Origin of the sequence: Pseudomonas sp. S36 (assembly GCF_016647875.1) — a bacterium.
Classification (GTDB): Bacteria; Pseudomonadota; Gammaproteobacteria; order Pseudomonadales; family Pseudomonadaceae; genus Aquipseudomonas; species Aquipseudomonas parafulva.
The window spans coordinates 1-25,980 of sequence record NZ_JACVVG010000010.1 but is presented as its reverse complement, the minus strand read 5'-3'; the positions used below and the strand labels follow the sequence as shown (position 1 = coordinate 25,980).

Below are 25,980 nucleotides of genomic sequence, written 5' to 3'. Positions count from 1 at the left end.
TGCGTCAGCGGTTGCTGTACCTGCCGTGTCGGCCATGGGCCGGCATGGCCTGGTTGCCACGCTCGGCAACCATCTGCTGCAGCTCGATCAGCTCGACACCCTGCTGTTTCAACCGGGGTATCTCGCGTTCGAGCACTTCCAGTGTTTGCGGGTAAGGGTGGCCGATGAGCACGGCCGACCCTTGCCGACGCGCCAGCGCCACGCCCTGTTGCAGCTGCCCCGCTATAGCCTCGGTGGTGCGCACATCGTCGAGGAACACGTCCCGCGACACATGGGCCACGCTTTGCGCCTGGGCCTTGGCCGCTGCCACGGTGGCGGCGCTGGTGCGGCTGTCGACGAAGAACAGCCCGCGCTGCTGCAATTCCCCCATCAGCCAGGCCATGGCCTCGGGCTGCGAGGTCATGCGGCTGCCCATGTGGTTGTTCACCCCCGTTGCGAACGGCACCTTCAGCAGCGCAGCGTCCAGGCGCGAAGCCAGCTCGTCCATGGCAAGGCCGGGGTGCCACGCGTAGGGGCCCGTGGCTGGGTCCATGGGCATGTGCAGGATCACCGTTTTACCGGCCTTGTGCGCCTGGCGGGCGAAGCCGGTGGCGTGTGGAGTGTCGGGCATGATCGCCATGGTCACCGGCCCGGGCAGGGCCAGGGTACGGTTGTCACGCTCGGTGCTCTGGCCCAGGTCGTCGATGATGATGCTCATGTACGCCTTGGCCGGTGGGGCCGCTTGCGCGGCACCGGCCAATAGGTACAGCAACAGGCACAGCAGATGCCGCATGGGGCTCATCAATTGCCTTTGGTGATGTTGAGGCCCTTGAGCAGGCTCAGGGCCTGGCTGAGCTGGAAGTCGTCATCCTGTGGCCGCTCCTTGCGCTTGCTGCTGCCGGTGGGGCGGTCGGCGCCGCCGTTGCCGTTGCCCAGGTGGCCCTGCAGGTCGGCTTCCTTGAAGTTGTCGTTGTCGGCCTCGGCCGTGAGTTTGGCCTGGCGCACTTCGATGTCCGGCACGATGCCCTGGGCCTGAATGGAGCGGCCGTTGGGGGTGAAGTACAGGGCGGTGGTGAGCTTGAGTGCGCGGTCGTTGGCCAGCGGCAGCACGGTTTGTACCGAGCCCTTGCCGAAGCTGTCGGTGCCCATCAGCACGGCGCGCTTCTGGTCCTGCAGGGCGCCGGCAACAATTTCCGATGCCGAGGCGCTGCCGCCGTTGATCAGCACCACCAGCGGCACACCCTCGCTGGCGTCGGCCGGGTCGGCCGAGAAGCGCAGTTCGGAGTTGGCGATGCGGCCCTTGGTGTACACGATCAAGCCTTTGGTCAGGAAGTGGTCGGCCACTTCCACCGCCGATTGCAGCACGCCACCGGGGTTGTTGCGCAGGTCCAGGATGACGCCGCGCAGCTTCTTGCCGTTGTCCTTGCGCAGCTTGGCCAGGGCTTTGCCCACTTCCTCGCCGGTCTTGACCTGGAACTGGGTGATGCGGATGTAGCCGTAGTCGTTTTCCAGCAACTGGCTCTTCACGCTCTTGACCTGGATCACCGCGCGGGCCAGCGTCACGTCGAACGGGTTGCCGCCGTCGCGGATCAGGGTCAGGGTGATCTTGTCACCCACCTTGCCGCGCATCTTGTCCACAGCCTCGGTCATGGTCTGGCCACGGGTAGGGGCACCGTTGATCTTGACGATCAGGTCGCCTGCCTGCACGCCGGCGCGGGAGGCGGGCGTGTCATCGATGGGCGAGACCACCTTGATGAAGCCGTCTTCTTGGCCAACCTCGATGCCCAGGCCGCCGAATTCGCCGCTGGTGCTTTCCTGCAGCTCTTGGAAGTCTTCTGGCCCCAGGTAGGCAGAGTGCGGGTCCAGGTTGCTGAGCATGCCCTTGATGGCGTTCTCCAGCAGGGTCTTGTCATCCACCGGCTCGACATAGGCGGCCTTGATCCGGTCCATGACCTCGGCGAAGGTGCGCAGCTCTTCCAGCGGCAGCGGCGCCTTGCTGGTCATCTCGGTGGCCGGTGCTGCTGCCGCCTTGGCCGGCTCTGCGGCGAGGGCCAGGGGCGTGCCGACCGCCAGGGCGATGGACAGGGCCAGCTGGGTAAGACGAGGCGAGTGCAGCATGTCGAACGAACTCCTGATCCTGTAAGCGCTCCCTGCGGAGCATCGGCGTAGCACCCAGGCTACGCCGCATAAGTTTGACTAGCCACGGCACCATTGCGAAGGGTCGGTAGGCCGGCCCTGCTGGCGGATGGCGAAGTACAACCCGGCAGCCTCCTGGCCGCCGCTGTCACCGACCGTCGAGATGGCCTCGCCGGCCTTGACGATGTCCCCGGCGTTCTTCAGCAGGCTCTGGTTATGGCCGTACAGGCTCAGGTAACCGTTGCCGTGATCGAGAATGACCAGAAGACCGGCGCCGCGCAACCAGTCGGCAAACACCACGCGCCCGCCGTGTACGGCGCGCACCTGGGTACCGGGGCTTGCCCCGATCATCACCCCGTCCCACTTGGCCCGGGCATCCGTACCGCGTGCATCACCGAAGCGTGCCAGCAATCGACCATTGACTGGCCAGGGAAGTTTTCCACGGGCTGCAGAAAATGCACCGCCGTAGCTGGCGCCATCACCGGACACCATCGGCCCCAGGGTGGCACGGGCCTTTTTCGGCGGCTCGACCGGTTCGGCAGGCTGATTGCGGGCAGCGGCGGCAAGGGCCTCCTGCTGACGGCGTTTTTCTGCTTCCTGCTGCGCTATGAGGGCCCGCTGGCGCGCTTCTTCGGCTTCGCGGGCCTGGCGAGCCAGGGTTTCCTCGATGGTTTTCAGGACCTTGGCCAGGTCGGCCTGGTCTTGCTCGCGGGCGCGCAGCTTCTGGTCGCGGTCTTTCACGTCGCCGTTCAGCTTGGCCAGTACCTGCTGGCGCTTGCTGCGCTCGGTTTCCAGCGCCTGACGGCGGGTGTCGAGGTCTGCTTGCTGGGCCAACAGCTGCTGCTGTTGCGTGCCGATTTCGCGCTCCACATTGGCCAACTGGCGAAGTGTTTCGTTGAAGGTGCGCAGTTGTTCAAGGCGCGCCTTGCTCAGGTAATCGTAATACGTGAGGGTGCGGGCGAATTTCTCGGGGTTCTGCTGGTTGAGCAGCAGCTTGAGGTATTCCTCGCGCCCGTTCTGGTAGGCGGAACGGGCCTGAATGGCGATCAGCCGTTGTTGTTCAACGCGGGCGCTCTGGAGTTTTTTTTTCTCGGTATCAAGGCGCTCCAGCTCGCCCTCGGTCTTTTTTAGTTCTTGCTGCAGGGCCTCCACCTGCCTTTCGAGCTTGCCGATGTCGGTCTCGGTCGTTTTCAGGTCTTTTTGCACACCGGCCTTTTCTTCCTGGAGCTTGCCCAAGGTCTTCTTGAGCTCGGCAATATCCTGGCGGGTGGCGTCCAGTTGCTGCTGGGTCTGTGCGCGCTCATCGGCGAAGGCCGGGCTGAGCAGGCAAGACAGGGCTAGAAGGATCAGGGCGCGAAGCATGAGGTTTGGCGTACCGGGGATGGAGACTGGCCTAGTATGAAGGAGCTGCAAGCTACAAGCTACAAGCTGCAAGCCGAGCGCGTGTGGCTCTTGATCTTGCTTTTGCTCTTTCTTGCAGCTTGTAGCTTACAACTTGCAGCTGTTTCTCAAGCGTCGAGGAGGATTGAGGTGCCGGTCATTTCCACGGGTTTTTCCAGGCCCAGCAGCTTGAGCATGGTCGGCGCAACATCGGCCAGCACGCCGCCTTCACGCACCTTGAGGGAGCGCTTGCCCACGTAGATGAACGGCACCGGCTCGGTGGTGTGGGCAGTGTGGGCCTGGCCGGTGGACTCGTCTTCCATCTGCTCGACGTTGCCGTGGTCGGCGGTGATCAGCGCCTCGCCGCCGACTTTGTCCAGTGCTTCCACGATGCGACCCACGCAGCTGTCCAGGGCCTCAACTGCCTGCACGGCCGCCGAGAACACACCCGTGTGGCCCACCATGTCGCCGTTGGCGTAGTTGACCACGATCACGTCGAAGCGCTGCTGCTCGATGGCCTCGACGATGCGGTCGGTGACTTCGGGGGCGCTCATTTCCGGCTGCAGGTCGTAGGTGGCAACCTTCGGCGAAGGGATCAGGATGCGTTCCTCGCCTTCGAACGGCTCTTCACGCCCGCCCGAGAAGAAGAAGGTGACGTGGGCGTACTTTTCGGTTTCGGCGATGCGCAGCTGGGTCTTGCCGTTGTTGGCCAGGTACTCGCCCAGCACGTTGTGCAGGCTGGCCGGGGCGAAGGCCGCAGGGGCTGCGATCTTGGCCGAGTACTGGGTCAGGCCGATGTAGGCGGCAACCTTGGGCAGGCGCGCCCGTGGGAATTCATTGAAATCCGGCTCGACGAACACCCGCGACAATTCACGGGCGCGGTCGGCGCGGAAGTTCATGAAGATCACGGCATCGCCGTCTTCTACCTTGACCGCCTGGCCAATGCGGGTGGCCTTGACGAATTCGTCGCTCTCATCGCGTGCATAGGCGGCTTCGAGGCCTGCCAGGGCGCTGTCGGCGGTGTATTCGGCGGTGCTGTCGACGATGAGGTTGTAGGCGGCGCTGACGCGATCCCAGCGGTTGTCACGGTCCATGGCGTAGTAACGGCCGATGAGGCTGGCGATGCGGCCCTTGCCCAGCTTGGCGAAGGTGGCATCCAGCAGCTCGATGGACGACTGTGCGCTGCGTGGCGGGGTGTCGCGGCCGTCGAGAAACGCGTGCAGGTAGATTTTTTCGGCGCCGCGCTGGGCGGCCAGTTCGGCCATGGCCACCAGGTGGTCCTGGTGGCTGTGTACCCCACCATCGGACAGCAAACCGAGAATGTGCACAGCCTTGCCAGCATTGGCGGCTTTGTCCACGGCGCCGGTGAGCACGGGGTTGGTGAAGAATTCGCCGTCACGGATGGCCTTGGTCACCCGGGTGAAGTCCTGGTACACCACGCGCCCGGCGCCGAGGTTCATGTGGCCGACTTCAGAGTTGCCCATCTGCCCGTCCGGCAGGCCGACATCCATGCCCGAACCTGAAATGAGGCCGTGCGGCTGGGTGGCGCGCAGGCGGTCGTAGACCGGCGTATTGGCCGAATAGATAGCGTTGTATTCGGGGCTTTCGCTGTGGCCAAAGCCATCAAGGATGATCAGGACCAGGGGTTTGGGCGTGCTCGTCATCAATCAAACTCACGGTTGTTCAAAGATGATAAAGACACGCATTTTAGGGCAAATGCGCCAGCGCGGGCGAATAATCGTCCCTTGCGCCGACCGGCGCACCTGGCCTGGCCCCATGAAAGCGCTTTGATGGCCGGGCCGTCGGGCTTTGGTGCCACACAGGGGGTGTGTATACTGGCCGGCATTTTCTATCGCGTGGAACACCCCAGATGGTTGCTAACCTGATTCAATTTGCGACAAACCACTACCTACTGGTGGCGATCTTCGTTGTTCTGCTGGTCGCTTTGCTGGTCAATGAAATCCGCCGTGGCGGGCAGAGCCTGAGCAATGGCCAACTCACCGCCCTGGTCAACGCCGACAAGGGCCTGGTCATTGATATCCGCCCAGCCAAGGAGTACACCGCCGGCCACATCGTCGGTGCGGTGAACATCCCCCAGGACAAGCTGGCCAGCCGCATGACCGAGCTGGACAAGCACAAGGAAAAAACCCTCATCGTGGTCGACGCGATGGGCCAGCAGTCCGGCACCGTGTGCCGCGATCTGCTCAAGGCTGGTTACAACGCTGCCAAGCTCAGCGGTGGCGTGTCCAGCTGGAAAGCCGATAACCTGCCTTTGGTGAAGTGATATGAAACCCGTCATCGTCTATTCCAGCGACTACTGCCCCTACTGCATGCGCGCCAAGTACCTGCTCGAGAGCAAGGGCGTTGCATTCGAGGAAATCAAGGTCGATGGCAAGCCGCAGCTGCGCGCCGAAATGGCCCAGAAGGCTGGCCGCACATCGGTGCCGCAGATCTGGATCGGCAGCACCCACGTCGGTGGATGCGATGACCTCTACGCCCTGGAGCGCGCCGGCAAGCTCGACGCACTGCTGGCGGCCTGATTTGCACTGCACTCCAAAACACTAGGATAAGGATCTGCCATGACTGACCAACAGACCAACGGCGCTGCTGCAGAAGACAACAGCCCTCAGTTCTCCCTGCAGCGCATCTATGTGCGTGACCTGTCGTTCGAAGCCCCGAAAAGCCCGCAGATCTTCCGTCAGACCTGGGAGCCGAGCGTTGGCCTGGACCTGAACACCAAGCAGAAAGCGCTGGAAGGTGACTTCCACGAGGTGGTACTGACCCTGTCGGTTACCGTCAAGAACGGTGACGAAGTGGCGTTCATCGCTGAAGTGCAGCAGGCGGGTATCTTCCTGATCAAGAACCTGGATGCCGCTTCCATGAGCCACACCCTGGGCGCATTCTGCCCGAACATCCTGTTCCCCTACGCGCGCGAAACCCTGGACAGCCTGGTAACCCGTGGCTCGTTCCCGGCCCTGATGCTGTCGCCGGTCAACTTCGACGCCCTGTACGCGCAAGAAATGCAGCGCATGCAGGAAGCGGGTGAAGTGCCTGCTGCGCAGTAACAGCTGCTGCTTCTGGAAAAGCGCCTCTCGGGGCGCTTTTTTATTGCCTGTCCCGGCCTCTTCGCGGGTAAACCCGCTCCCACTGGAATGGTGCTACCCAGGAATTTCTGTGGGAGCGGGTTTACCCGCGAAAGGGCCCTTGCAGGCTAACCATCAGCTTCCGGCAAACCCATTCTGCCGCCACGCCTCGTAAACCGTCACCGCCACGGTATTGGACAGGTTCAGGCTACGGCACCCCGGCCGCATCGGCAGGCGCAGGCGTTGTTCGGCGGGCAGGCTGTCCAGCACCTCGCCCGGCAAACCTCGGCTTTCTGGCCCAAACAGAAACGCGTCGCCAGGCTGGTAGGCCACCTCGTGGAATGGGTGCGAACCCTTGGTGGTGAAGGCGAACAGCCTCGGGCCGCCCAGGCTCTCCAGGCAGGCCTTGAGGCTCGGGTGGCGCTTGAGCGTGGCATACTCGTGGTAATCGAGCCCGGCACGGCGCAGGCGTTTGTCGTCCAGCTCGAAACTGATGGGTTCGATCAGGTGAAGGTGGCAGCCGCTGTTGGCACACAGGCGGATGATGTTGCCGGTATTCGGCGGAATTTCGGGTTGAAAAAGGATGACGTGAAACATGCACGGCTCCAGGCATGAAGATGACGGGCATTCTACCCCTGAACCGGATGTACGTTCGAAAGCGTTCCCGCGGGTGATGCTGTCGCTGGCGATTGTCGGCGTCATGGTGGGGCTGATGATCGGCCGCCTCACCGCGCCGCAAGCGCGCGAACTGCAGCAGATCGAGGTTGTGCAGGATGGCCTGGCATTGTGGTTCAACGAAGAACCCAAGCTGCATGGCGAGAACGTCGAGGGCACTGTAGCGCTGCTGTTTCAGGCCACGGGCAAGGCCGGGCAGGGGCGGCTTACGGTACACGGCAAGCCGGCGAGCTGGCGGGTGCAGCAGAGCCAGGAAGGCTTGCTGGTCACGGTGGTGGCTGCGCGTGCCCTACACGGCGAGTGGGCCGGCGCACCGGCCGGGGGGCGGTGGCGGCTGCAGGTGACCCTGCACGAATAAAAGAGGGGATGTCTCGGCCTGCCTGTACCAAGGTCCCCCGAAAAACAGCATGTCGCGAATAAAAGAGGGGTCACCCGGCCTGCCTGTACCAGGGCCCCCGAAACCAGAGTTACCAAGGCTATTGCAGGGGTCGTGCCAGTTTTGAGAAGCCCGTGAATACTGGGCTTTCAGGGGGAATCTGCCAGGTTTTGAGGGGGATCGTGCCTTGGTGCGGTGCACGGGGCACAGGATCGGTGCAGGCGGGTGCCGGGGCTGCGCAATGGCCCCGGCAGGTGGGTTTCAGTGCTCGTCGCCTTCCTCGTCGTCGGCACCGGCCACGTTCATGCCCAGTTCCTTGATCTTGCGGGTCAGGGTGTTGCGCCCCCAGCCCAGCAGCAGTGCGGCATCACGGCGGCGACCTGCGGTGTGCTTCAGCGCTGTCTCGATCATGATCCGCTCGAAGCTGGGCACGGCGCTGTCCAGCAGGTTCGACTGCCCACGGGCCAGGGCCTGGTCGGCCCACTGGCGTAGCGCCTGCTCCCAGTTGGTGACCGGCGCAGCATCCTGCGGCAGGTTCAACAGCTCCGGTGGCAGGTCGCCGATCAGCACTTCACGGCTGGAGGCCATGACCGTGATCCAACGGCAGGTGTTTTCCATCTGCCGCACATTGCCGGGCCAGGGCAGGTTGCGAATGAACTCCTCGGTTTCCGGCTTGAGCACTTTCGGCTCCACCGCCAGTTCCTGGGCAGCGCGGGCCAGAAAATGCCTGGCAAGGGCCGGGATGTCTTCACGGCGATCGGCTAGCCGCGGGATGTGGATGCGGATCACGTTCAGGCGGTGGAACAGGTCTTCACGAAACTTCCCGGCTTGCACCAGCGATTCCAGGTTCTGGTGGGTAGCCGCGATGATGCGCACATCGACCTTGACCGGTATGTGGCCCCCCACTCGGTAGAATTCGCCGTCCGCCAGCACCCGCAGCAGGCGGGTTTGGGTGTCGGCTGGCATGTCGCCGATTTCGTCGAGGAACAGGGTGCCCCCGTCGGCCTGCTCGAAGCGGCCCCGGCGCAGGTTGGCCGCCCCGGTGAACGCGCCTTTTTCGTGGCCGAACAGCTCGGACTCCATCAGGTCCTTGGGGATGGCTGCCATGTTCAGGGCGATGAACGGTGAGGCAGCCCGCGGGCTGTGGCGGTGCAGCGCGTGGGCAACCAGTTCCTTGCCAGTACCCGATTCGCCGTTGATCAGCACCGTGATGTTGGAGTGGCTCAGGCGGCCAATGGCGCGAAACACCTCTTGCATCGCCGGCGCTTCGCCGATGATTTCAGGGGTGCGGGCCAGGCTCTGTGGCACGTCCAGCCCATGTTGTTCCTGGGCGTGCTGGTTGGCACGCTTGACCAGCGCAACCGCTTCGTCCACATCGAATGGCTTGGGCAGGTACTCGAACGCACCGCCCTGGTACGACGCCACGGCGCTGTCCAGGTCGGAGTGCGCGGTCATGATGATCACCGGCAGGCGTGGGTGCTGTTCGCGAATCTGGGCGAGCAGTTCCAGGCCGCTGGAACCGGGCATGCGGATATCGGAAATGATCACGTCGGGCTGCTGGCGTGCCAGCCGGCCCATCACCCCATCGGCGCTGTCGAAGCTCTGGGTCGTCATGCCTTCTTGTTGCAGGGCTTTTTCCAGCACCCAGCGAATGGAGCGATCATCGTCGACGATCCATACGGTTTCACTTCGGCTCATGAGGCGTTGGCTCCTTGTTCCAGGGGCAGGTAAATGGAAAATGCGGTATGGCCCGCGTGGCTTTCGCACTCGATCAGCCCCTGGTGCTGGCTGATGATGTTCTGGGTAATGGCCAGGCCCAGCCCGGTACCGTCCGGGCGACCACTGACCATGGGGTAGAAGAGGGTGTCCTGCAGTTCCGCTGCAATGCCGGGCCCGTTGTCGATGATCTCGACCCTCGCCACCAGCCTATGGCGCACATGGCCGATGGTGAACTGGCGCAGGGCACGGCTGCGCAGGGTGATGCGGCCCAGGCGCAGCTCGTTTTGCGAACTGATCGCCTGCATGGCGTTGCGCACGATATTGAGCACTGCCTGGATCATCTGCTCGCGGTCGATCAAGACGTCCGGCAGGCTCGGGTCATAGTCGCGCACCAGCGTGATGCACCCCTGGCTCTCGGCATCCACCAGGCTGCAGACCCTTTCCAGTACTTCGTGGATGTTGGTCATGGCCAGCGACGGCAGCTTGTTGGAGCCCAGCATGCGGTCAACGAGGTTACGCAGGCGGTCTGCTTCTTCGATGATCACGTTGGTGTAGTCGCGCAGGCTCTCTTCAGGCAGTTCGCGCGCCAGCAACTGCGCGGCCCCCCGGATGCCGCCCAGCGGGTTCTTGATCTCGTGGGCCAGCCCGCGCACCAGCAGTTTGGTGGTTTCCTGCTTGCTTAGCTGGGCTTCTTCCTTGGTGATGCGCAGCAGCCGGTCACGGGGGTGCACCTCAAGCAGCAGCAGCGTCTGGCCCAGGTGCAGGATGGGGGTGACGGCGTAGTCCACGGTAATGGTCTGGCCGGTCAACGAGGTGAGCTGGGCTTCGCGCTTGGTGAACGGGTGAGCCTGCTCTACCGCTTGGCGCAGCGAGCCCAGGGCTTCGGCAGACTCGGTGAACAATTCGCTGATGAACTGCCCATGGCTGCGCTGGCCGCTGACGGCCAGCAGCATCTCGGCGGCCGGGTTCATGTATTCCAACCGCAACTCGGCATTAAGCAGCAAGGTGGCGGTGGTGAGGTTGTCCAGAAGCAGACGGTGCTGTGCATCACTGATGGTCATAAGGCGTCGTCGACCTCTTTCGGGGCTGTCTGGCAAAACGTGGACCGGGCAAGGCACGGGGTTTCCACTGTTGCAGTCGCCATGAAAATGCAAGAAACAAACCAAGGCCCCGAAAAGAAGCGGAATAAGCCGAAAAACGCCTTATTAGGTTCGACTACGCACCAAGATGTTCGGGTTTATCGTTTCAGACGACCTTTTTTGGGCGACCGCGAAGTACAACGGCACTTAGCGCGCACCATAATGGAGCATAGTGAGTTCACGGCCGATCGCATAGCTGGCCGGTAGCGCGGATCAACGCATGTTGCGCCGCTGGCAGCAGCGGCCTGTTGACGATGGCAACGGCCAGCTGCGCCGCGCAGCCTGGTATAGGGCGTTGGTCGAAGGCGGCCAGCTTCGCCAGCAAGTCAGCCTGCAGTTCGTCCAGCCGTGGGCGGATGACTTCGGTCAGGTCCGGGCGCTGGGTGTCTGGCGCCTGGCCCGCCAGGTGCCATTGGGACAGCAAGGTGTATTGCACCAGCTTGTTGGCTTCCATCTGGTCGGTGAAGAACGCCTCGGCGCGTTGTGGCGCCAAGCCCAAACCCGGCGAGGCCTGGCGGACACTGGCCAGTACTTGCTGCTCACGCTCGGTCGCTTGAACGGGCTGTTTCTTGTCCCATTTATGTAAAGCAACTGCCTCAGCGGTTGTCAGGCGTTTCTCCACCAGATCGAGGAGTGCATTCAGAGCGGTGTTTTCAGCCGGTCGTTGAGCTGGGCATTGCGCTTCCGGCGTGGAGAACGCCAACGTCTCATCAGCTGCGTGAAACACCATTACCGTCGCTGGTTGCCCCGCCGTGTGCCCGCGATGAACTTCCCCAACCAGCTCAGCCAGCGTGTCGCCCGCGTTCAGGTGGATTCGTTTTCCATCGCGGGTTTCCACTTCCAGGCTGCCTTCAGCCAGGTAGCCGAGGTTGAGCGCTTTGTGGCAATGCCAGTCTAGTGTCGTGTTGGCAGGTATGGTCAGCCTCACCAGGGACAACACAGGTGGCCCCGCCGGGTATTGACGGTAAGGGGTGCCGTCCCAGCTGCCTGTTGCCCGGTGGAGAACCTGTGATTTGACGGCCTCCTGGCCGTGGCTGACGCATCCAGTGAGCAATGCTGCGGTGAGTAGCGCGGGTAGGATTTTTTGCATGGTGACGCCCGTTGAGGAAATGGCCGTCTACCTTGCTGCTGCGTGACACCGCAAAATGTCAGCTGTGTCTGCCTGCCGTGTAGGACACAGTGTGAAATGCAAAAAAAATGGCCTCCATCAAGGAGGCCATCTCGTTTTCCGTATCGGCAGGATGTGCCGATCAGATCAGCAGCTGTAGTACAGCTCGTATTCCAGCGGGTGAACGAAGGTGCGGACCTTGATCTCTTCTTCGCTCTTCAGTTCGATGAAGGCATCGATGAAGTCGTCGGAGAACACGCCGCCCTTGGTCAGGAACGCGCGGCCTTTGTCCAGCTCTTCCAGGGCTTCTTTCAGGCTGCCGCACACTTGCGGGATGTCCTTGGCCTCTTCGGGCGGCAGGTCATACAGGTTCTTGTCCGCTGCATCGCCTGGGTGGATCTTGTTCTGGATGCCGTCCAGGCCAGCCATCAGCAGGGCTGCAAAGGCCAGGTACGGGTTGGCCGATGGGTCCGGGAAGCGCGCTTCGATACGGCGAGCTTTCGGGCTGCCGACGTAGGGGATACGGATCGAGGCCGAGCGGTTGCGTGCCGAGTAGGCCAGCATCACCGGGGCTTCGAAGCCTGGGACCAGACGCTTGTAGGAGTTGGTGGACGGGTTGGTGAAGCCGTTCAGGGCCTTACCGTGCTTGATGATGCCGCCGATGAAGTACAGGGCGGTGTCGGACAGGCCGGCATAGCCTTCGCCCGCGAAGGTGTTCTTGCCTTCCTTCCAGATCGACATGTGCACGTGCATGCCCGAACCGTTATCGCCGTACAGCGGCTTGGGCATGAAGGTAGCGGTGCGGCCGTAGGCGTCGGCAACGTTGTGCACGACGTATTTCAGGGCCTGTACTTCGTCCGCCTTCTTCACCAGGGTGTTGAACTTGACGCCGATTTCGTTCTGGCCAGCGGTGGCCACTTCGTGGTGGTGAACTTCGACGGTCTGGCCCATTTCTTCCAGTGCGTTGCACATGGCAGTACGGATTTCGTGGTCGTGGTCGAACGGCGGAACCGGGAAATAGCCGCCTTTCACGCCTGGGCGGTGGCCTTTGTTGCCGCCTTCGATATCGGCACCGGTCATCCACGAGCCTTGCTCGGAGAAGATCTTGAACATCGAGCCGGAAATGTCCGACTGGAACTTCACTTCGTCGAAGATGAAGAACTCAGGCTCCGGGCCTGCGAAGACGGTGTCACCAATGCCGGTGCTCTTGAGGTATTCCTCGGCGCGCTTGGCGATGGCGCGTGGGTCACGGTCGTAGCCCTGCATGCTCGACGGGTCGACGATGTCGCAGGTGATGATCAGGGTGGGCTCTTCGGTGAACGGGTCGAGCACGGCGGTTTCGTCGACCGGCATCAGGATCATGTCGGAGGCTTCGATGCCTTTCCAGCCAGCGATGGAGGAGCCGTCGAACATCTTGCCGACTTCGAAGAAATCGTCGTCCAGCGCATCACGCGCCGGCATGGTCACGTGGTGCTGAGTGCCTTTGGTGTCCGTGAAACGCAGATCAATCCACTTGACGTCATGATCTTTGATGAGTTGAACCGACTTCGACATGTTGTCCTCCGGATGGTCTAGGGCACGGTTGGCCGCGGCCCTGGAAAAAGGGTGTTGCCGGGCGCGGATAGTCGGCCAAGCTTACCTGCCTCACAAGGGAGCAAATTGCATGCCAGTGCCCGAAAATGGCGAGGTCTGGACATAAGGAGGCGTTCTTGGGCATCTGGAGACAGGCTTAGGGCAAGCTTTGCACTATTAAAATGCGTAATTTTTCTATGTTGCACCGAAATGGTGCGTTACGGCTTTATGTAGGAGCGAGCGCAGCTCGCGATTGCGTTCTCCAGGGCGATCGTGTGAGGGCCATCGCGAGCTGCGCTCGCTCCTACAATAAAGGGGCGTTGCATTAATATTGGCGCTTCTGACCAAAAGTTGGTCAAAAGCTGAGCAACTTCCGCTATAATTCGCGCCCCTCATTTTCGGCAGGCCCAGTGCGCGCTGTAGACCAATGAAACTTATCGTCAAAGTCTTCCCAGAGATCACCATCAAGAGCCGGCCGGTGCGCAAGCGCTTCATCCGCCAGCTGGCCAAGAACATCCGCAACGTGCTCAAGGACCTCGACCCTGAGCTCGCGGTCGATGGTGTCTGGGACAATCTCGAAGTGGTCACCCGCATCGAGGACGAAAAGGTCCAGCGCGAGATCATCGAGCGCCTTACCTGCACCCCGGGTATCACCCACTTCCTGCAGGTCGAGCAATACCCACTGGGTGACTTCGACGATATCGTCGCCAAGTGCAAGCACCATTTCGGCCACCTGCTGGCCGGCAAGCACTTCGCCGTACGCTGCAAGCGCGGTGGCCATCACGATTTCACCTCGATGGACGTCGACCGTTACGTCGGCAGCCAGCTGCGCCAGCAGTGCGGTGCGGCCGGTATCACGCTGAAGAACCCCGAAGTACTGGTGCGCATCGAAATCCGCGACCAGCGCCTGTACGTGATTCATAGCCAGCACCAGGGCATCGGCGGTTATCCGCTGGGTGCGCTGGAGCAGACGCTGGTGCTGATGTCCGGTGGTTTCGACTCCACCGTGGCGGCCTACCAGATGATGCGCCGCGGCCTGATGACCCACTTCTGCTTCTTCAACCTCGGCGGCCGTGCCCACGAGCTGGGGGTGATGGAAGTGGCCCACTTTCTGTGGAAGAAGTACGGCAGCAGCCAGCGCGTGCTGTTCATCAGCGTGCCATTCGAGGAAGTGGTCGGCGAGATCCTCAACAAGGTCGACAACAGCTACATGGGCGTGACCCTCAAGCGCATGATGCTGCGCGCTGCAGCGCGCATGGCCGAGCGCCTGGACATCGACGCGCTGGTGACCGGCGAGGCGATTTCCCAGGTGTCCAGCCAGACCCTGCCCAACCTGTCGATCATCGATTCGGCTACCGACAAGCTGGTGCTGCGCCCGCTGCTGGCCACCCACAAGCAGGACATCATCGACCAGGCCTACGCCATCGGCACCGCCGATTTCGCCAAGCACATGCCCGAGTACTGCGGCGTGATTTCGGTGAACCCGACTACCCATGCCAAACGCCACCGCATGGAGCACGAAGAAAAGCAGTTCGAGATGCAGGTGCTGGAGCGCGCCATCGAGCGCGCCAAGTTCATCTCCATCGACCATGTGATCGACGAGCTGGGCAAGGACATCGAAATCGAGGAAGTGGCCGAGGCTCTGCCGGGTCAGATCATCATCGACATCCGTCACCCCGATGCCCAGGAAGACGAACCCCTGGTCATCGACGGGATCGAAGTCCAGGCCATGCCGTTCTATGCCATCAACAGCAAGTTCAAGCACCTGGACCCCACGCGCCAGTACTTGCTGTATTGCGACAAAGGTGTGATGAGCCGTTTGCACGCACACCACCTGCTCAGTGAGGGACATGCCAATGTGCGTGTTTATCGTCCGGCATAAGACGCCAGGGCTGTATGGCGGCAGCATCCGCCATCGCCCTCCCGACCTGCGGGCCCGCTGAGCCGCAAAGCATACCTATTCGCCGCCTACACTGGCGGCAACCGAATCCTCTGATCGAGATACAGTTGTGATCGAAAATCTGCGTAACATCGCCATCATCGCCCACGTTGACCATGGTAAAACCACCCTGGTCGACAAACTCCTGCGCCAGTCCGGCACCCTGGAGCGTAACGAGCTCAACGACGAGCGCGTGATGGACTCCAACGACCAGGAAAAAGAGCGCGGCATTACCATTCTGGCGAAAAACACCGCCATCAACTGGAACGGCTACCACATCAACATCGTCGACACCCCCGGCCACGCCGACTTCGGTGGCGAGGTTGAGCGTGTGATGTCGATGGTCGACTCCGTGCTGCTGCTGGTCGACGCCCAGGACGGCCCTATGCCGCAAACCCGCTTCGTGACCAAGAAGGCCTTCGAAGCCGGCCTGAAGCCGATCGTTGTGATCAACAAGGTCGACCGCCCGGGCGCGCGTCCTGACTGGGTTCTGGACCAGATCTTCGACCTGTTCGACAACCTCGGTGCCACCGATGAACAGCTTGACTTCAAAGTCGTCTATGCCTCGGCCCTGAACGGCATCGCCGGCCTGGACCACACCGAAATGGGCGAAGACATGACTGCCCTGTACCAGTCGATCATCGACAACGTGCCCGCGCCTTCGGTTGACCGTGACGGCCCGTTCCAGATGCAGATCTCCGCACTGGACTACAACAGCTTCCTCGGCGTAATCGGCGTTGGCCGCATCGCCCGTGGCCGCGTCAAGCCGAACACCCCGGTTGTGGCCATCGACACCGACGGCAAGAAGCGCAACGGCCGCATCCTGAAACTGATGGGTCACCACGGCCTGCACCGTGTTGACGTCGAAGAAGCTCAGGCTGGCGACATCGTCTGCATCAGCGGTTTCGACGAGCTGTTCATTTCCGACACCCTGTGTGCACCGGACGCGGTAGAGGCGATGAAGCCGCTGACCGTTGACGAGCCAACCGTTTCGATGACCTTCCAGGTCAACGACTCGCCGTTCTGCGGCAAGGAAGGCAAGTTCGTCACCAGCCGTAACATCAAGGACCGTCTGGACAAGGAGCTGCTGTACAACGTAGCCCTGCGCGTTCAGGAAACCGACTCCCCAGACAAGTTCAAGGTGTCGGGCCGTGGTGAACTGCACCTGTCGGTACTGATCGAAACCATGCGCCGCGAAGGCTTCGAGATGGCCGTGGGCCGCCCTGAAGTGATCATCCGCGAAGTGGATGGCGTGAAGCAGGAACCGTTCGAAAACGTGACCATCGACATCCCTGAAGAATCCCAGGGCAAGGTCATGGAAGAGATGGGCCTGCGTAAGGGCGACCTGACCAACATGGTGCCGGATGGCAAAGGCCGTGTCCGCCTGGAGTACAACATCCCGGCCCGCGGTCTGATCGGTTTCCGTAACCAGTTCCTGACCCTGACCAACGGTGCAGGCATCCTGACCTCGATCTTCGACCGCTACGACACCATGAAGTCGGGCCAGATGTCTGGCCGTCTGAACGGCGTTCTGGTTTCGGTCGAAACCGGCAAGGCACTGACCTACTCGCTGGAAACCCTGCAGGCGCGCGGCAAGCTGTTCGTCGAGCACGGCCAGGAAATCTACGGTGGTCAGATCATCGGCCTGAACAGCCGTGACAACGACCTGGGTGTGAACCCGACCAAAGGCAAGAAGCTCGACAACATGCGTGCTTCGGGCAAAGACGAAGTCATCGCCCTGGTGCCGCCGGTTCGCCACACCCTGGAACAGGCCCTGGAATTCATCCAGGATGACGAGCTGTGCGAAGTGACGCCGAAGTCGATCCGTCTGCGCAAGAAGATCCTGGACGAAGGCGAGCGTACCCGCGCTGCCAAGAAAGCCAAGAACTGAGTTAGCTCAGGCTGAATGAAAACGCCCCCGGTCGAAAGGCCGGGGGCGTTTTTTGTGCCTTCAGAAATTGTGCTGTCGGGGCTGGCCTCTTCGCGGGTAAACCCGCTCCCACAGTGGCCTCACAGGCTCTGGACATTGCAGAGATCCTGTGGGAGCGGGTTCACCCGCGAAGAGGCCGGTCCAGGCTAACGATCAGCGCCCAACCACCTTGGGTTTGTACGCGCAATACCCCGGCCGCGGCCCAACCTTGGGGTGATTGCGGCAGGTGTCCGGGCGCTTGTCATAAATGGTGCACAGGCGGCTCTTACGATCCAGATACATGCAGTCATCATTGCTCATCCGGGTCAGGGTGAAGATCCCGGACTTCTGGTTGAAGCGCTCGATGATGCCTTCTTTCTGCAGGCGCTTGGCCACGTTCTTGGGAGGTTCGTCTTTTTCGAACTCATCCACCACACCGATACGGATCAGATCCTTGATCTTGACCTCTACCGGCAAGGTGCAGCAGGTGGAGTGGCAGCCACCACACATGTGGCTGGCATAGCGCTGCCAGGTTTCCAGGCGGTCGACTTCGGCAGCGGCGATCAGGGTCGTTTTCATCGTTTTATAGGGTGGATCACGGTCTTGGGGCGCGCGATGATACCGGAATCGCTCAATTTATGAACAACCTTTTGACCAAATGCAGTGTGCCTGATGAAAATCGCGAACACTGGCCGTGGTGTTCGGTCGAAGCGTCTAGGCTCAACATTTGCATTCCGCTTTCGTCTACTCGCCCGAGGATGCCGCATGTCCCAGGAACCCAACGCTCGAGACGCTGAAGTCGCGGATTTCCGCGCCGCCGTGCTGGATAAACTCACCTACGCGGTCGGCAAAGACCCGGAGCATGCCTTTGACCATGACTGGTTCGAAGCCATTGCCCTGGCGGCGCGCGACCACATGGTCGACCATTGGATGGACCACACGCGGCAGTCGTACCGACGCAGCCAGAAGCGGGTGTATTACCTCTCCCTCGAGTTCCTCATCGGCCGCCTGCTCTACGATAGCCTGAGCAACCTCGGCCTGCTGGACATCGCCCGTGATGCCCTGGAAGGGCTGGACGTGGACCTGGAGCGCATTCGCCTGCTGGAGCCGGATGCCGCGTTGGGTAACGGCGGCCTGGGCCGCCTGGCAGCGTGCTTCATGGAAAGCATGTCGACCCTGGGCATCGCTGCGCATGGCTATGGCATCCGCTACGAGCACGGGTTGTTCCGGCAGGCGATGGTGGACGGCTGGCAGCAGGAGCAGACCGAGAACTGGCTGGATTTCGGCAACCCCTGGGAGTTCGAGCGCGCCGAAGTGATCTACCCGATCAGTTTTGGTGGCAGCGTCGAAACGCTGCACGACGCCCATGGCAATGCGCGCCAGGTGTGGACGCCGGGTGAAACCGTGCGGGCAGTTGCCTACGACACCCCCGTGGTGGGCTGGCGCGGTTCCAGCGTCAATACCCTGCGCCTGTGGCGTGCACGGGCGCTGGAAGAGCTGCACCTGGAGCGCTTCAATGCCGGTGATCACCTGGGTGCAGTGGCCGAAGTGGCCCGCGCCGAAAGCATCTCGCGGGTGCTTTACCCGGCCGACAGCACCGAAGCGGGGCAGGAACTGCGCCTGCGCCAGGAATACTTCTTCGTATCGGCTTCGTTGCAAGACCTGCTGCGCCGCCACCTGAACATGCACGACAGCCTGCTCAACCTGCCCGATGCCGCGGCTATTCAGCTGAACGACACCCACCCGTCCATTGCGGTTGCTGAATTGATGCGCCTGCTGGTCGACCAGCACGAGATCCCGTGGGATACCGCCTGGGAACTGACCGTAGGTACCCTGGCCTACACCAACCACACCTTGCTGCCCGAGGCGTTGGAAACTTGGCCGGTGGCGCTGATGGAACGCATGCTGCCGCGGCACATGCAGATCATCTACCTGATCAACGCCTACCACATCGATGCCCTGCGGGCCAAAGGCACCCATGACTTCGACGTGTTGCGGGCCGTGTCGCTGATCGAGGAAGACAACGGCCGCCGGGTGCGGATGGGCAACCTGGCGTTCTTGGGCTCGCACAGCGTCAACGGCGTGTCGGCGCTGCACAGCCAACTGATGAAGAGCACGGTGTTCGCCGAGCTTCACAAGTTGTACCCCGACCGCATCAACAACAAGACCAACGGCATCACGTTCCGCCGCTGGCTGTACCAGTCCAACCCGCAGCTGACCGGCATGCTGGTGGAGGCACTCGGCCCCGAGCTGCTGGACGACCCCGAGGGGCGCCTGGCCGGCCTGGTGCCCTTTGCAGACAAGCCCAGCTTCTGCCGGCAGTTCGCCGCCCAGCGGCTGCACAGCAAGCGGGCACTGGCCAGCATCATCCAGGACCGCCTCGGCATTACCGTGAACCCCGAGGCCATGTTCGACGTGCAGGTCAAGCGCATCCACGAGTACAAGCGCCAGCTGCTCAACCTGCTGCACACCGTGGCGCTCTACCAGGCCATGCGCAACGACCCCAGCACCAACTGGGTGCCCCGGGTTAAGATTTTCGCCGGCAAGGCCGCTGCCAGCTACCACCAGGCCAAGCTGATCATCAAGCTGGCCAACGACATCGCCCGGGTGGTGAACAACGACCCCACGGTGCATGGCCGGCTCAAGGTGGTGTTTCTGCCCAACTACAACGTCAGCCTGGCCGAAAGCATCATCCCGGCGGCGGACCTGTCCGAGCAGATCTCCACCGCCGGTTACGAAGCGTCCGGTACCAGCAACATGAAGTTCGGGCTCAACGGTGCCCTGACCATCGGCACGCTGGATGGCGCCAACGTGGAGATGAGTGAGCAGGTGGGGGCCGAGAACATGTTCATCTTCGGCCTTACCGCGCAGCAGGTGGAGGCACGCAAGCGTGCCGGAGACTTTGGCGCGGAGCAGGACATTGCAGCATCCGGCCGCCTCGGCAATGTGCTGGAGGCGATCCGCGGTGGGGTGTTCTCGCCGGATGATCCGTCGCGCTATGTGGGGTTGATCGATGGGCTGGTGGGTTACGACCGCTTCCTGGTGTGCGCCGACTTCGATGCGTACTGGGATGCGCAGCAGCGTGTCGAGGACCTGTGGCACCAGCCGCAGCAGTGGTGGCGCATGGCTGTGCTGAACACGGCGCGCATGGGCTGGTTCTCGTCGGACCGCACCATCAGGGAGTACGCGACCGAAATCTGGAAGGCGCTGGAGTGATCGGCTACTGCCCCGGCCCTTTCGCGGGTGAACCCGCGAAGGCCCGGATGCCGACCACCGGCCTGGCGGCCGCTGAACTACCGACCTGATGTGCCGTCTGACAGCCGTGGCGAGTCTCATGACTCGCTAGCCTGTCACTCTCCCTGTAAACTGCGTGGGTTTTCATCCCCAATCCATTCGGAGCCATACATGTCCCGCGTTACCCTGAGTCGCTATCTGATCGAGCAGACCCGCAGCAACAATACCCCTGCCGATCTGCGCTTCCTGATCGAAGTGGTGGCGCGTGCGTGCAAGGAAATCAGCCACCACGTGTCCAAGGGCGCCCTCGGCGGCGTGCTGGGCAGCATGGGCACCGAAAACGTGCAAGGCGAAGTCCAGAAGAAACTGGACGTGATTTCCAACGATATCCTGCTTGAAGCCAACGAGTGGGGCGGTCACCTGGCCGGCATGGCGTCCGAAGAAATGGACAACGCCTACCAGATCCCGGGGCGCTACCCCAAGGGCGCTTACCTGCTGGTGTTCGACCCGCTGGACGGCTCGTCCAACATCGACGTCAATGTGTCGGTGGGCACCATCTTCTCGGTACTGCGTTGCCCAACCGAGTACCTGAGCCAGAACGAAACCCTGAACGAAAACGCATTCCTGCAACCAGGCACCCAGCAGGTTGCGGCGGGTTACGCCATCTATGGCCCGCAGACCATGCTGATCCTGACCTTGGGCAACGGCGTAAAAGGCTTCACCCTGGACCGTGAGCTGGGCAGCTTCGTGCTTACCCACGAGAACATCCAGGTGCCTGAAACCACCGCGGAGTTCGCCATCAACATGTCCAACCAGCGCCACTGGGAAGCCCCGGTACAGCGTTATGTGGACGAGCTGCTGGCGGGTGAAACCGGGCCGTTGAAGAAGAACTACAACATGCGCTGGATCGCCTCGATGGTTGCCGACGTGCACCGCATCCTGACCCGTGGCGGCCTGTTCATGTACCCGCGTGATGCCCGCGACCCAAGCAAGCCGGGCAAGCTGCGCCTGATGTACGAAGCCAACCCGATGTCGTTCATCATCGAACAGGCCGGCGGCGCTTCCACCAATGGTTACGACCGCATCCTCGATATTCAGCCAGACAGCCTGCACCAGCGTGTGTCGGTGATCCTCGGCTCGAAGCAAGAGGTCGAGCGCGTAACCGCCTACCACAAGGAGTAAGTCATGCTCGCACCTTGGCAGCCGTTGCTGGAGTGGTGGTTCGGTTGGGGCAGCAATGCCCAGGCCGTGGCTGACGAGAAAAGCGCGCAGTGGTTCGGCAAACAGCACGATGCCGAGGCGCACGCGCTGTTCGGCGAACTCGTGGAGCAGGCCCTGGCGGGCGGGCTCGACGAGTGGCAGCAAAGCCCGCAGGGCTGGCTGGGGCTGCTGATACTGCTGGACCAGTTGCCACGCATGCTCTACCGCGACACGCCGCGTGCCTTCGAGGGCGATCGTCGTGCCCAGGTGGTGGCCATGCAAGGCTTGCAGAAGGGCTGGGACTACCAGTTGCTGCCTATCCAGCGGGTGTTCGTGCTGCTGGTGCTGGAGCATGCCGAAGTGCTGGACTGGCAGAACCTGTGCGTGGAGCGTTATCAGATGCTGCTGGAAGAGCAGCCTGAGCCCAGCCGCCGCCTGTTCGAAGGCTTTCTGGATTACGCCGAGCAGCATCAGCGTGTGATCGAGCGCTTTGGCCGGTTCCCGCACCGCAACCTGGTGCTGGAGCGGCCGAGTACCAGCGAAGAGATGGACTTCCTGCTGGAGCCCGGCTCCCGCTTCTGACCCCCGCCGTCGTAGGAGCGAGCGCAGCTCGCGATGGGGCGCACAGCGCCCCCTTTCCCATAAAAAGCGCCGATATCGCAGGGCCTACCGCGCACCCCGTCGCGCCCAGCGCACAGCGCCCACCTACCTGGTGCCCACCGCAGCACTGCATCAGGGAACCTGGGACCGTTTTTCCCGTCGAAGGCCACTGCAGGCCACTCGCCTGTGTCCATTGTCAGGAGTGTCCCTCATGTCGTTGCGTTCCCTCGCCCTGTTGTCGCTGTGCGTCGTTCTGGCCGCCTGCAGCAAGATCAACCAGGAAAACTATTCCAGGCTCAAGGCCGGTATGAACAAGGCCGAGGTCGAGCAGTTGCTCGGCACGCCTACCGAGTGCTCCGGCGCGCTGGGCATGAGCAGCTGTACGTGGGGCGACGAGAAGAGCTTCATCAGCGTGCAGTACGCCTCCGACAAAGTGCTGATGTATTCCGGGCAGGGTCTCAAATGAGGCGTCTGTACCTGCTGATCGGTGTCTGCCTGGCCATGCTGCTGGGGGGCTGCGCCGGCTCTGCGCATGATCCGCTGGCACCCAAGACAGCTGGCAACGTCGACCTCAAGCGTTACCAGGGCAAGTGGTATGAGCTGGCGCGCCTGCCCATGCGCTACCAGGCAGGTTGCGAGCAGTCCGAAGCCCATTACAACCTGAAGCCGGACGGCACCTTTGGCGTACTCAACCGTTGCCGCACGATGGGCGATGAGTGGCTGCGCGCCGAGGGCCATGCCACGGTTCAGGAGCCCGGCCACACCGACAAGCTGTGGGTAGAATTCGACAACTGGTTCACCAAGCTGGTGCCGGGCGTAGCCAAGGGCGACTACTGGATTCTGTACGTAGACGACCGCTATCGCACCGCCATCGTCGGCAGCCCGGACCGCAAATACCTGTGGATTCTGTCACGCACGCAAAGCCTGCCGGCCTGGCAGCGGGAGAGCTTGCTGGCCAAGGCACGCCAGCAGGGTTATGACACCAGCCGGCTGGTCTGGCGCGCTTCCGATCAGCAGATCGTCAAGATGCATTGACGGGGTGGGGCTGCCAGGCAGCCCTGCTGCATTCAACCCAACAGTTCGCGCAACACCTGGGTAAAGGCCTGTGCACTGACCTCTTCTTGGGCGTGATGGCCCTGGCGCACCACCCACTGGCCGTTGACCATCACGTCCTGTACCTGGCGGTCGCCACCCGCGAACACCCAGCGGTTGAGAATGGCATCGCCGTTCGCGGTTGCGATGTAAGGGTCGTGCCCATCCAGTACCAGCCAGTCGGCGCGTTTGCCTACCGCCAGTTCGCCAACGGGTTGCCCTAGCGCCTGGGCCCCACCTGCAAGCGCCGCGTCGTACAGTGTGCGGCCCACCATGGGTTGTTCGCGGCCATACAGGCGGTTGCGCCGTTGGTCACGCAGGCGTTGGCCATATTCCAGCCAGCGCAGTTCTTCCACCACGCTCAGTGATACGTGGCTGTCCGAGCCGATACCCAGGCGCCCGCCCTGGGCCAGGTAATCCACCGCCGGGAATAGGCCGTCACCCAGGTTGGCTTCGGTGGTCAGGCACAGCCCGGCCACTGCGCCGCTGCGGGCCATGGCGGTGACTTCGTGGGGCTCGGCATGGGTGGCATGCACCAGGCACCAGCGCGGGTCCACCTGCACATGCTCATGCAGCCATTGCAACGGCCGCAGGCCGCTCCAGGCCACGCAGTCGTCCACTTCTTTCTGTTGTTCGGCGATGTGGATATGTACCGGGCAGTGCGGGTCGCTGGCGGCCAGTACATCGGCGATTTGCCCGGGCGTTACTGCCCGCAGCGAATGGAAGCACAGGCCCAGGCGCTGCGCGGGTTGCGCTGCCATCAGCGGGGCCAGCTGCGATTGCAGTTCCAGGTAGTGCCCGGTGGTGTTGATGAAGCGCCGCTGCCCCTCGCTCGGTGTCTGGCCGCCGAAACCTGCGTGGCTGTAAAGCACCGGCAACAAGGTAAGGCCGATACCGCTGTCGGCTGCCGCTGCGCTGATACGCCGCGACAACTCGGCCGGGTCGTCGTAAGCCTGGCCGGATGGGGCATGGTGCACGTAGTGGAATTCAGCGACCGAGGTATAACCGGCTTTGAGCATTTCGATGTACAACTGGCACGCGATGACCTGCAACTGCTCGGGGCTGATCTGCCCGACCAGGCGGTACATCAGGTCGCGCCAGGTCCAGAAGCTGTCATTGGGGTTGCCTGCCACTTCCGCCAGGCCTGCCATGGCCCGTTGAAACGCGTGGGAGTGCAGGTTTGGCATGCCGGGCAGCAGCGGCCCCTTCACCTGCTCGGCACCCGCGGGCGATGCCCCTGCCTCGATGCGGGCAATGTGGCCAGTGCTGGCCACCTCGATCAGCACGTCGCGGGCCCAGCCGGTGGGCAGCAGGGCGCGCTCGGCAAAGTAGGTGGACATCGGCAGGAATCCTGTTGTTATTAGCTTGTATATACATATACAGCTGTTTGCCTGCCGGGTAAACTGCGGCAAGCTACCGTTCATTTCTATCGACAAGGATCCACGCCGTGCCGACACCTCCTGTCTCCGCGCTCGTTGCCCAGATGGGCGAGGGCCCGGCGCCGCTGTATGCGCGGGTCAAGCAGATGATCGCCCAGCAGATCGACAATGGCAGCTGGCCGCCGCATCACCGCGTGCCTTCGGAGAGCGAGCTGGTCAACCAACTGGGCTTCAGCCGCATGACCATCAACCGCGCCTTGCGCGAGCTTACCGCCGAGGGCCTGCTGGTGCGCATGCAGGGCGTGGGCACCTTCGTGGCCGAGCCCAAGGGGCGTTCGGCGCTGTTCGAAGTGAACAACATTGCCGACGAAATCGCCGCCCGTGGTCACCAGCACAGCTGCCAGGTGATTACCTTGGCCGAAGAAGCAGCGGGTTCCGAGCGGGCGCTGGCCCTGGATATGCGTGAGGGCCAGCGGGTGTTCCACTCGCTGATCGTGCATTTCGAGAACGGCACGCCGGTGCAGATCGAGGACCGCTACGTCAACGCGGCCATCGCGCCGGACTACCTGAAACAGGACTTCACCCGGCAGACGCCTTACGCCTATTTGTCGCAGGTCGCGCCACTGACCGAGGGCGAGCACGTGGTGGAGGCGATTCTTGCCGAGCCTGAGGAGTGCCGCCTGTTGCAGATCGAGCGTGGCGAACCTTGCCTGCTCATTCGCCGCCGCACCTGGTCGGGTCGGCAGCCGGTCACGGCTGCACGGCTGATTCACCCCGGCTCACGTCATCGCCTGGAAGGGCGATTCAGCAAATGATCCGCTTGCAGGTGTTGCGCGCACGCGACTACCCCCGCATGCCGTGGAAGAACGGCGGCGGTTTCACCGAAGAAATCGCCCGCGACGATGGCGAGGGCCTGGAGGGGTTTGGCTGGCGGCTGTCGATTGCTGATATCGAGGCGTCCGGTGGTTTTTCTGCCTTCGCCGGTTATCAGCGGGTCATCACCGTGCTGCAGGGCGAGGGCATGCGCCTGCTGGTGGACGGGCAGGCCAGTCGACCGCTGTTGCCTTTCGATGCGTTTGCTTTCAACGGCGCCAGCCAGGTGAGTTGCACGCTGCTGGGTGGCGCTATCCGTGACTTCAACCTGATCTATGCCCCGCTGCGGTATCAGGCGCGCCTGCAATGGCTGGAGGCCACTACCCGGCTGTACAGTTCGGCGTCTGTGATATTGCTGTTCGCCGCCGCCAGTGGGGTGGAAGTGGCGGTCACGGGCGCGGACACGCAGCGGTTGGATTTGTACGACTGCTTGCGGCTGGAGCCTGGGGAAGGGTTGCAGGAGCTGGAAGTGCAGGGCCGGTGTTGCTTGATCGAGCTCACCAGGCGTGAACACCTTTGCGTACAACCCCAAAAGCAATAATTGGCCCGAAACAAACGTAGGAGCGAGCGCAGCTCGCGATGCGCCG

At 62.5% G+C, this 25,980-nt stretch carries 24 protein-coding genes; 13 read left to right on the top strand and 11 right to left on the bottom strand.

Annotation, left to right across the window (positions count from 1 at the left end):
- Positions 1 to 4: 4 nt before the first annotated feature.
- From IAE36_RS07975 to gpmI, 4 genes are all read right to left on the bottom strand, one after another.
- Positions 5 to 772, bottom strand: coding sequence for a divergent polysaccharide deacetylase family protein (locus tag IAE36_RS07975; RefSeq protein WP_201211661.1), 768 nt, complete (start codon positions 770 to 772; stop codon positions 5 to 7).
- A gap of 8 nt (positions 773 to 780) precedes the next feature.
- On the bottom strand, positions 781 to 2,097 hold the full coding sequence (locus tag IAE36_RS07970) for a S41 family peptidase (protein ID WP_028631986.1): 1,317 nt from the start codon (positions 2,095 to 2,097) through the stop codon (positions 781 to 783).
- Between the two features lie 78 nt (positions 2,098 to 2,175).
- Complete coding sequence (locus IAE36_RS07965) at positions 2,176 to 3,477, bottom strand: murein hydrolase activator EnvC family protein (protein WP_060480778.1); 1,302 nt, start codon at positions 3,475 to 3,477, stop codon at positions 2,176 to 2,178.
- A 146-nt stretch (positions 3,478 to 3,623) separates the two neighbouring features.
- Positions 3,624 to 5,159, bottom strand: coding sequence for a 2,3-bisphosphoglycerate-independent phosphoglycerate mutase (gene gpmI / locus IAE36_RS07960; protein ID WP_201211659.1), 1,536 nt, complete (start codon positions 5,157 to 5,159; stop codon positions 3,624 to 3,626).
- A gap of 206 nt (positions 5,160 to 5,365) precedes the next feature.
- On the opposite strand from gpmI, the gene IAE36_RS07955 reads away from it, so the two are divergent.
- The 3 genes from IAE36_RS07955 to secB are packed head-to-tail and all read left to right on the top strand — an operon-like array spanning position 5,366 to position 6,560.
- Positions 5,366 to 5,779, top strand: a complete 414-nt coding sequence (locus IAE36_RS07955; RefSeq protein ID WP_028631983.1) for a rhodanese-like domain-containing protein — start codon at positions 5,366 to 5,368, stop codon at positions 5,777 to 5,779.
- Position 5,780: 1 nt separating this feature from the next.
- Positions 5,781 to 6,035 (top strand): glutaredoxin 3, encoded by a 255-nt coding sequence (grxC, locus tag IAE36_RS07950; protein ID WP_029886544.1) that lies wholly within the window; start codon positions 5,781 to 5,783, stop codon positions 6,033 to 6,035.
- Between the two features lie 39 nt (positions 6,036 to 6,074).
- The gene (gene secB, locus IAE36_RS07945; protein WP_028631981.1) at positions 6,075 to 6,560 is read left to right on the top strand and encodes a protein-export chaperone SecB; all 486 of its coding nucleotides are present in this window, start codon (positions 6,075 to 6,077) and stop codon (positions 6,558 to 6,560) included.
- A gap of 153 nt (positions 6,561 to 6,713) precedes the next feature.
- Here the strand turns inward: secB and trmL are convergent, their stop codons facing one another.
- Complete coding sequence (trmL, locus tag IAE36_RS07940; protein ID WP_201211657.1) at positions 6,714 to 7,175, bottom strand: tRNA (uridine(34)/cytosine(34)/5-carboxymethylaminomethyluridine(34)-2'-O)-methyltransferase TrmL; 462 nt, start codon at positions 7,173 to 7,175, stop codon at positions 6,714 to 6,716.
- Between trmL and IAE36_RS07935 the strand changes: the two genes are divergently transcribed.
- Positions 7,174 to 7,611: a hypothetical protein gene (locus IAE36_RS07935; protein WP_060480776.1), complete on the top strand. Its 438-nt coding sequence runs from the start codon at positions 7,174 to 7,176 to the stop codon at positions 7,609 to 7,611. The genes trmL and IAE36_RS07935 overlap by 2 nt on opposite strands.
- 279 nt (positions 7,612 to 7,890) lie before the next feature.
- On the opposite strand, the gene ntrC is transcribed toward IAE36_RS07935, so the two are convergent.
- The 4 genes from ntrC to glnA all read right to left on the bottom strand — a co-directional run bounded on the left by ntrC (position 7,891) and on the right by glnA (position 13,149).
- Positions 7,891 to 9,327: a nitrogen regulation protein NR(I) gene (gene ntrC, locus IAE36_RS07930; RefSeq protein ID WP_028631978.1), complete on the bottom strand. Its 1,437-nt coding sequence runs from the start codon at positions 9,325 to 9,327 to the stop codon at positions 7,891 to 7,893.
- Positions 9,324 to 10,409 carry a nitrogen regulation protein NR(II) gene (glnL, locus tag IAE36_RS07925; RefSeq protein ID WP_060480775.1) on the bottom strand — a complete coding sequence of 362 codons (1,086 nt, stop codon included), beginning with the start codon at positions 10,407 to 10,409 and terminating at the stop codon, positions 9,324 to 9,326. Before glnL ends, ntrC begins: the two co-directional genes overlap by 4 nt.
- A 256-nt stretch (positions 10,410 to 10,665) precedes the next feature.
- On the bottom strand, positions 10,666 to 11,577 hold the full coding sequence (locus tag IAE36_RS23635; RefSeq protein ID WP_236408724.1) for a chorismate mutase: 912 nt from the start codon (positions 11,575 to 11,577) through the stop codon (positions 10,666 to 10,668).
- A 165-nt stretch (positions 11,578 to 11,742) separates the two neighbouring features.
- Complete coding sequence (gene glnA, locus IAE36_RS07915) at positions 11,743 to 13,149, bottom strand: type I glutamate--ammonia ligase (protein WP_060480774.1); 1,407 nt, start codon at positions 13,147 to 13,149, stop codon at positions 11,743 to 11,745.
- 445 nt (positions 13,150 to 13,594) lie between these two features.
- Between glnA and thiI the strand changes: the two genes are divergently transcribed.
- Positions 13,595 to 15,049, top strand: coding sequence for a tRNA uracil 4-sulfurtransferase ThiI (thiI, locus tag IAE36_RS07910; protein ID WP_201211650.1), 1,455 nt, complete (start codon positions 13,595 to 13,597; stop codon positions 15,047 to 15,049).
- 127 nt (positions 15,050 to 15,176) lie between these two features.
- Entirely contained in the window at positions 15,177 to 16,997 is a 1,821-nt protein-coding gene (gene typA / locus IAE36_RS07905) for a translational GTPase TypA (RefSeq protein ID WP_028631973.1), read from the top strand.
- A 192-nt stretch (positions 16,998 to 17,189) separates the two neighbouring features.
- Here the strand turns inward: typA and IAE36_RS07900 are convergent, their stop codons facing one another.
- Positions 17,190 to 17,594: a YkgJ family cysteine cluster protein gene (locus tag IAE36_RS07900; RefSeq protein WP_016712459.1), complete on the bottom strand. Its 405-nt coding sequence runs from the start codon at positions 17,592 to 17,594 to the stop codon at positions 17,190 to 17,192.
- A 186-nt stretch (positions 17,595 to 17,780) separates the two neighbouring features.
- Here IAE36_RS07900 and IAE36_RS07895 point away from each other — a divergent pair, with 186 nt between their 5' ends.
- From IAE36_RS07895 to IAE36_RS07875, 5 genes are all read left to right on the top strand, one after another.
- Complete coding sequence (locus IAE36_RS07895) at positions 17,781 to 20,231, top strand: glycogen/starch/alpha-glucan phosphorylase (RefSeq protein WP_201165438.1); 2,451 nt, start codon at positions 17,781 to 17,783, stop codon at positions 20,229 to 20,231.
- 189 nt (positions 20,232 to 20,420) lie between these two features.
- Complete coding sequence (locus IAE36_RS07890) at positions 20,421 to 21,431, top strand: class 1 fructose-bisphosphatase (RefSeq protein ID WP_028631971.1); 1,011 nt, start codon at positions 20,421 to 20,423, stop codon at positions 21,429 to 21,431.
- A gap of 3 nt (positions 21,432 to 21,434) precedes the next feature.
- Positions 21,435 to 22,031, top strand: a complete 597-nt coding sequence (locus IAE36_RS07885; protein ID WP_201211648.1) for a DUF924 family protein — start codon at positions 21,435 to 21,437, stop codon at positions 22,029 to 22,031.
- A gap of 229 nt (positions 22,032 to 22,260) precedes the next feature.
- Positions 22,261 to 22,515 carry an outer membrane protein assembly factor BamE domain-containing protein gene (gene bamE, locus IAE36_RS07880; protein ID WP_028631969.1) on the top strand — a complete coding sequence of 85 codons (255 nt, stop codon included), beginning with the start codon at positions 22,261 to 22,263 and terminating at the stop codon, positions 22,513 to 22,515.
- Positions 22,512 to 23,084 carry a lipocalin family protein gene (locus IAE36_RS07875; protein WP_028631968.1) on the top strand — a complete coding sequence of 191 codons (573 nt, stop codon included), beginning with the start codon at positions 22,512 to 22,514 and terminating at the stop codon, positions 23,082 to 23,084. Before bamE ends, IAE36_RS07875 begins: the two co-directional genes overlap by 4 nt.
- Positions 23,085 to 23,116: 32 nt before the next feature.
- Here the strand turns inward: IAE36_RS07875 and IAE36_RS07870 are convergent, their stop codons facing one another.
- On the bottom strand, positions 23,117 to 24,481 hold the full coding sequence (locus IAE36_RS07870; protein ID WP_201211646.1) for a formimidoylglutamate deiminase: 1,365 nt from the start codon (positions 24,479 to 24,481) through the stop codon (positions 23,117 to 23,119).
- Positions 24,482 to 24,624: 143 nt separating this feature from the next.
- Between IAE36_RS07870 and hutC the strand changes: the two genes are divergently transcribed.
- Together hutC and IAE36_RS07860 are read left to right on the top strand one after the other, a co-directional pair.
- Positions 24,625 to 25,335 carry a histidine utilization repressor gene (hutC, locus tag IAE36_RS07865; protein ID WP_174435891.1) on the top strand — a complete coding sequence of 237 codons (711 nt, stop codon included), beginning with the start codon at positions 24,625 to 24,627 and terminating at the stop codon, positions 25,333 to 25,335.
- Entirely contained in the window at positions 25,332 to 25,934 is a 603-nt protein-coding gene (locus IAE36_RS07860) for a HutD/Ves family protein (protein ID WP_201211643.1), read from the top strand. The genes hutC and IAE36_RS07860 overlap by 4 nt, the downstream gene beginning before the upstream one ends.
- Positions 25,935 to 25,980 lie beyond the last annotated feature (46 nt).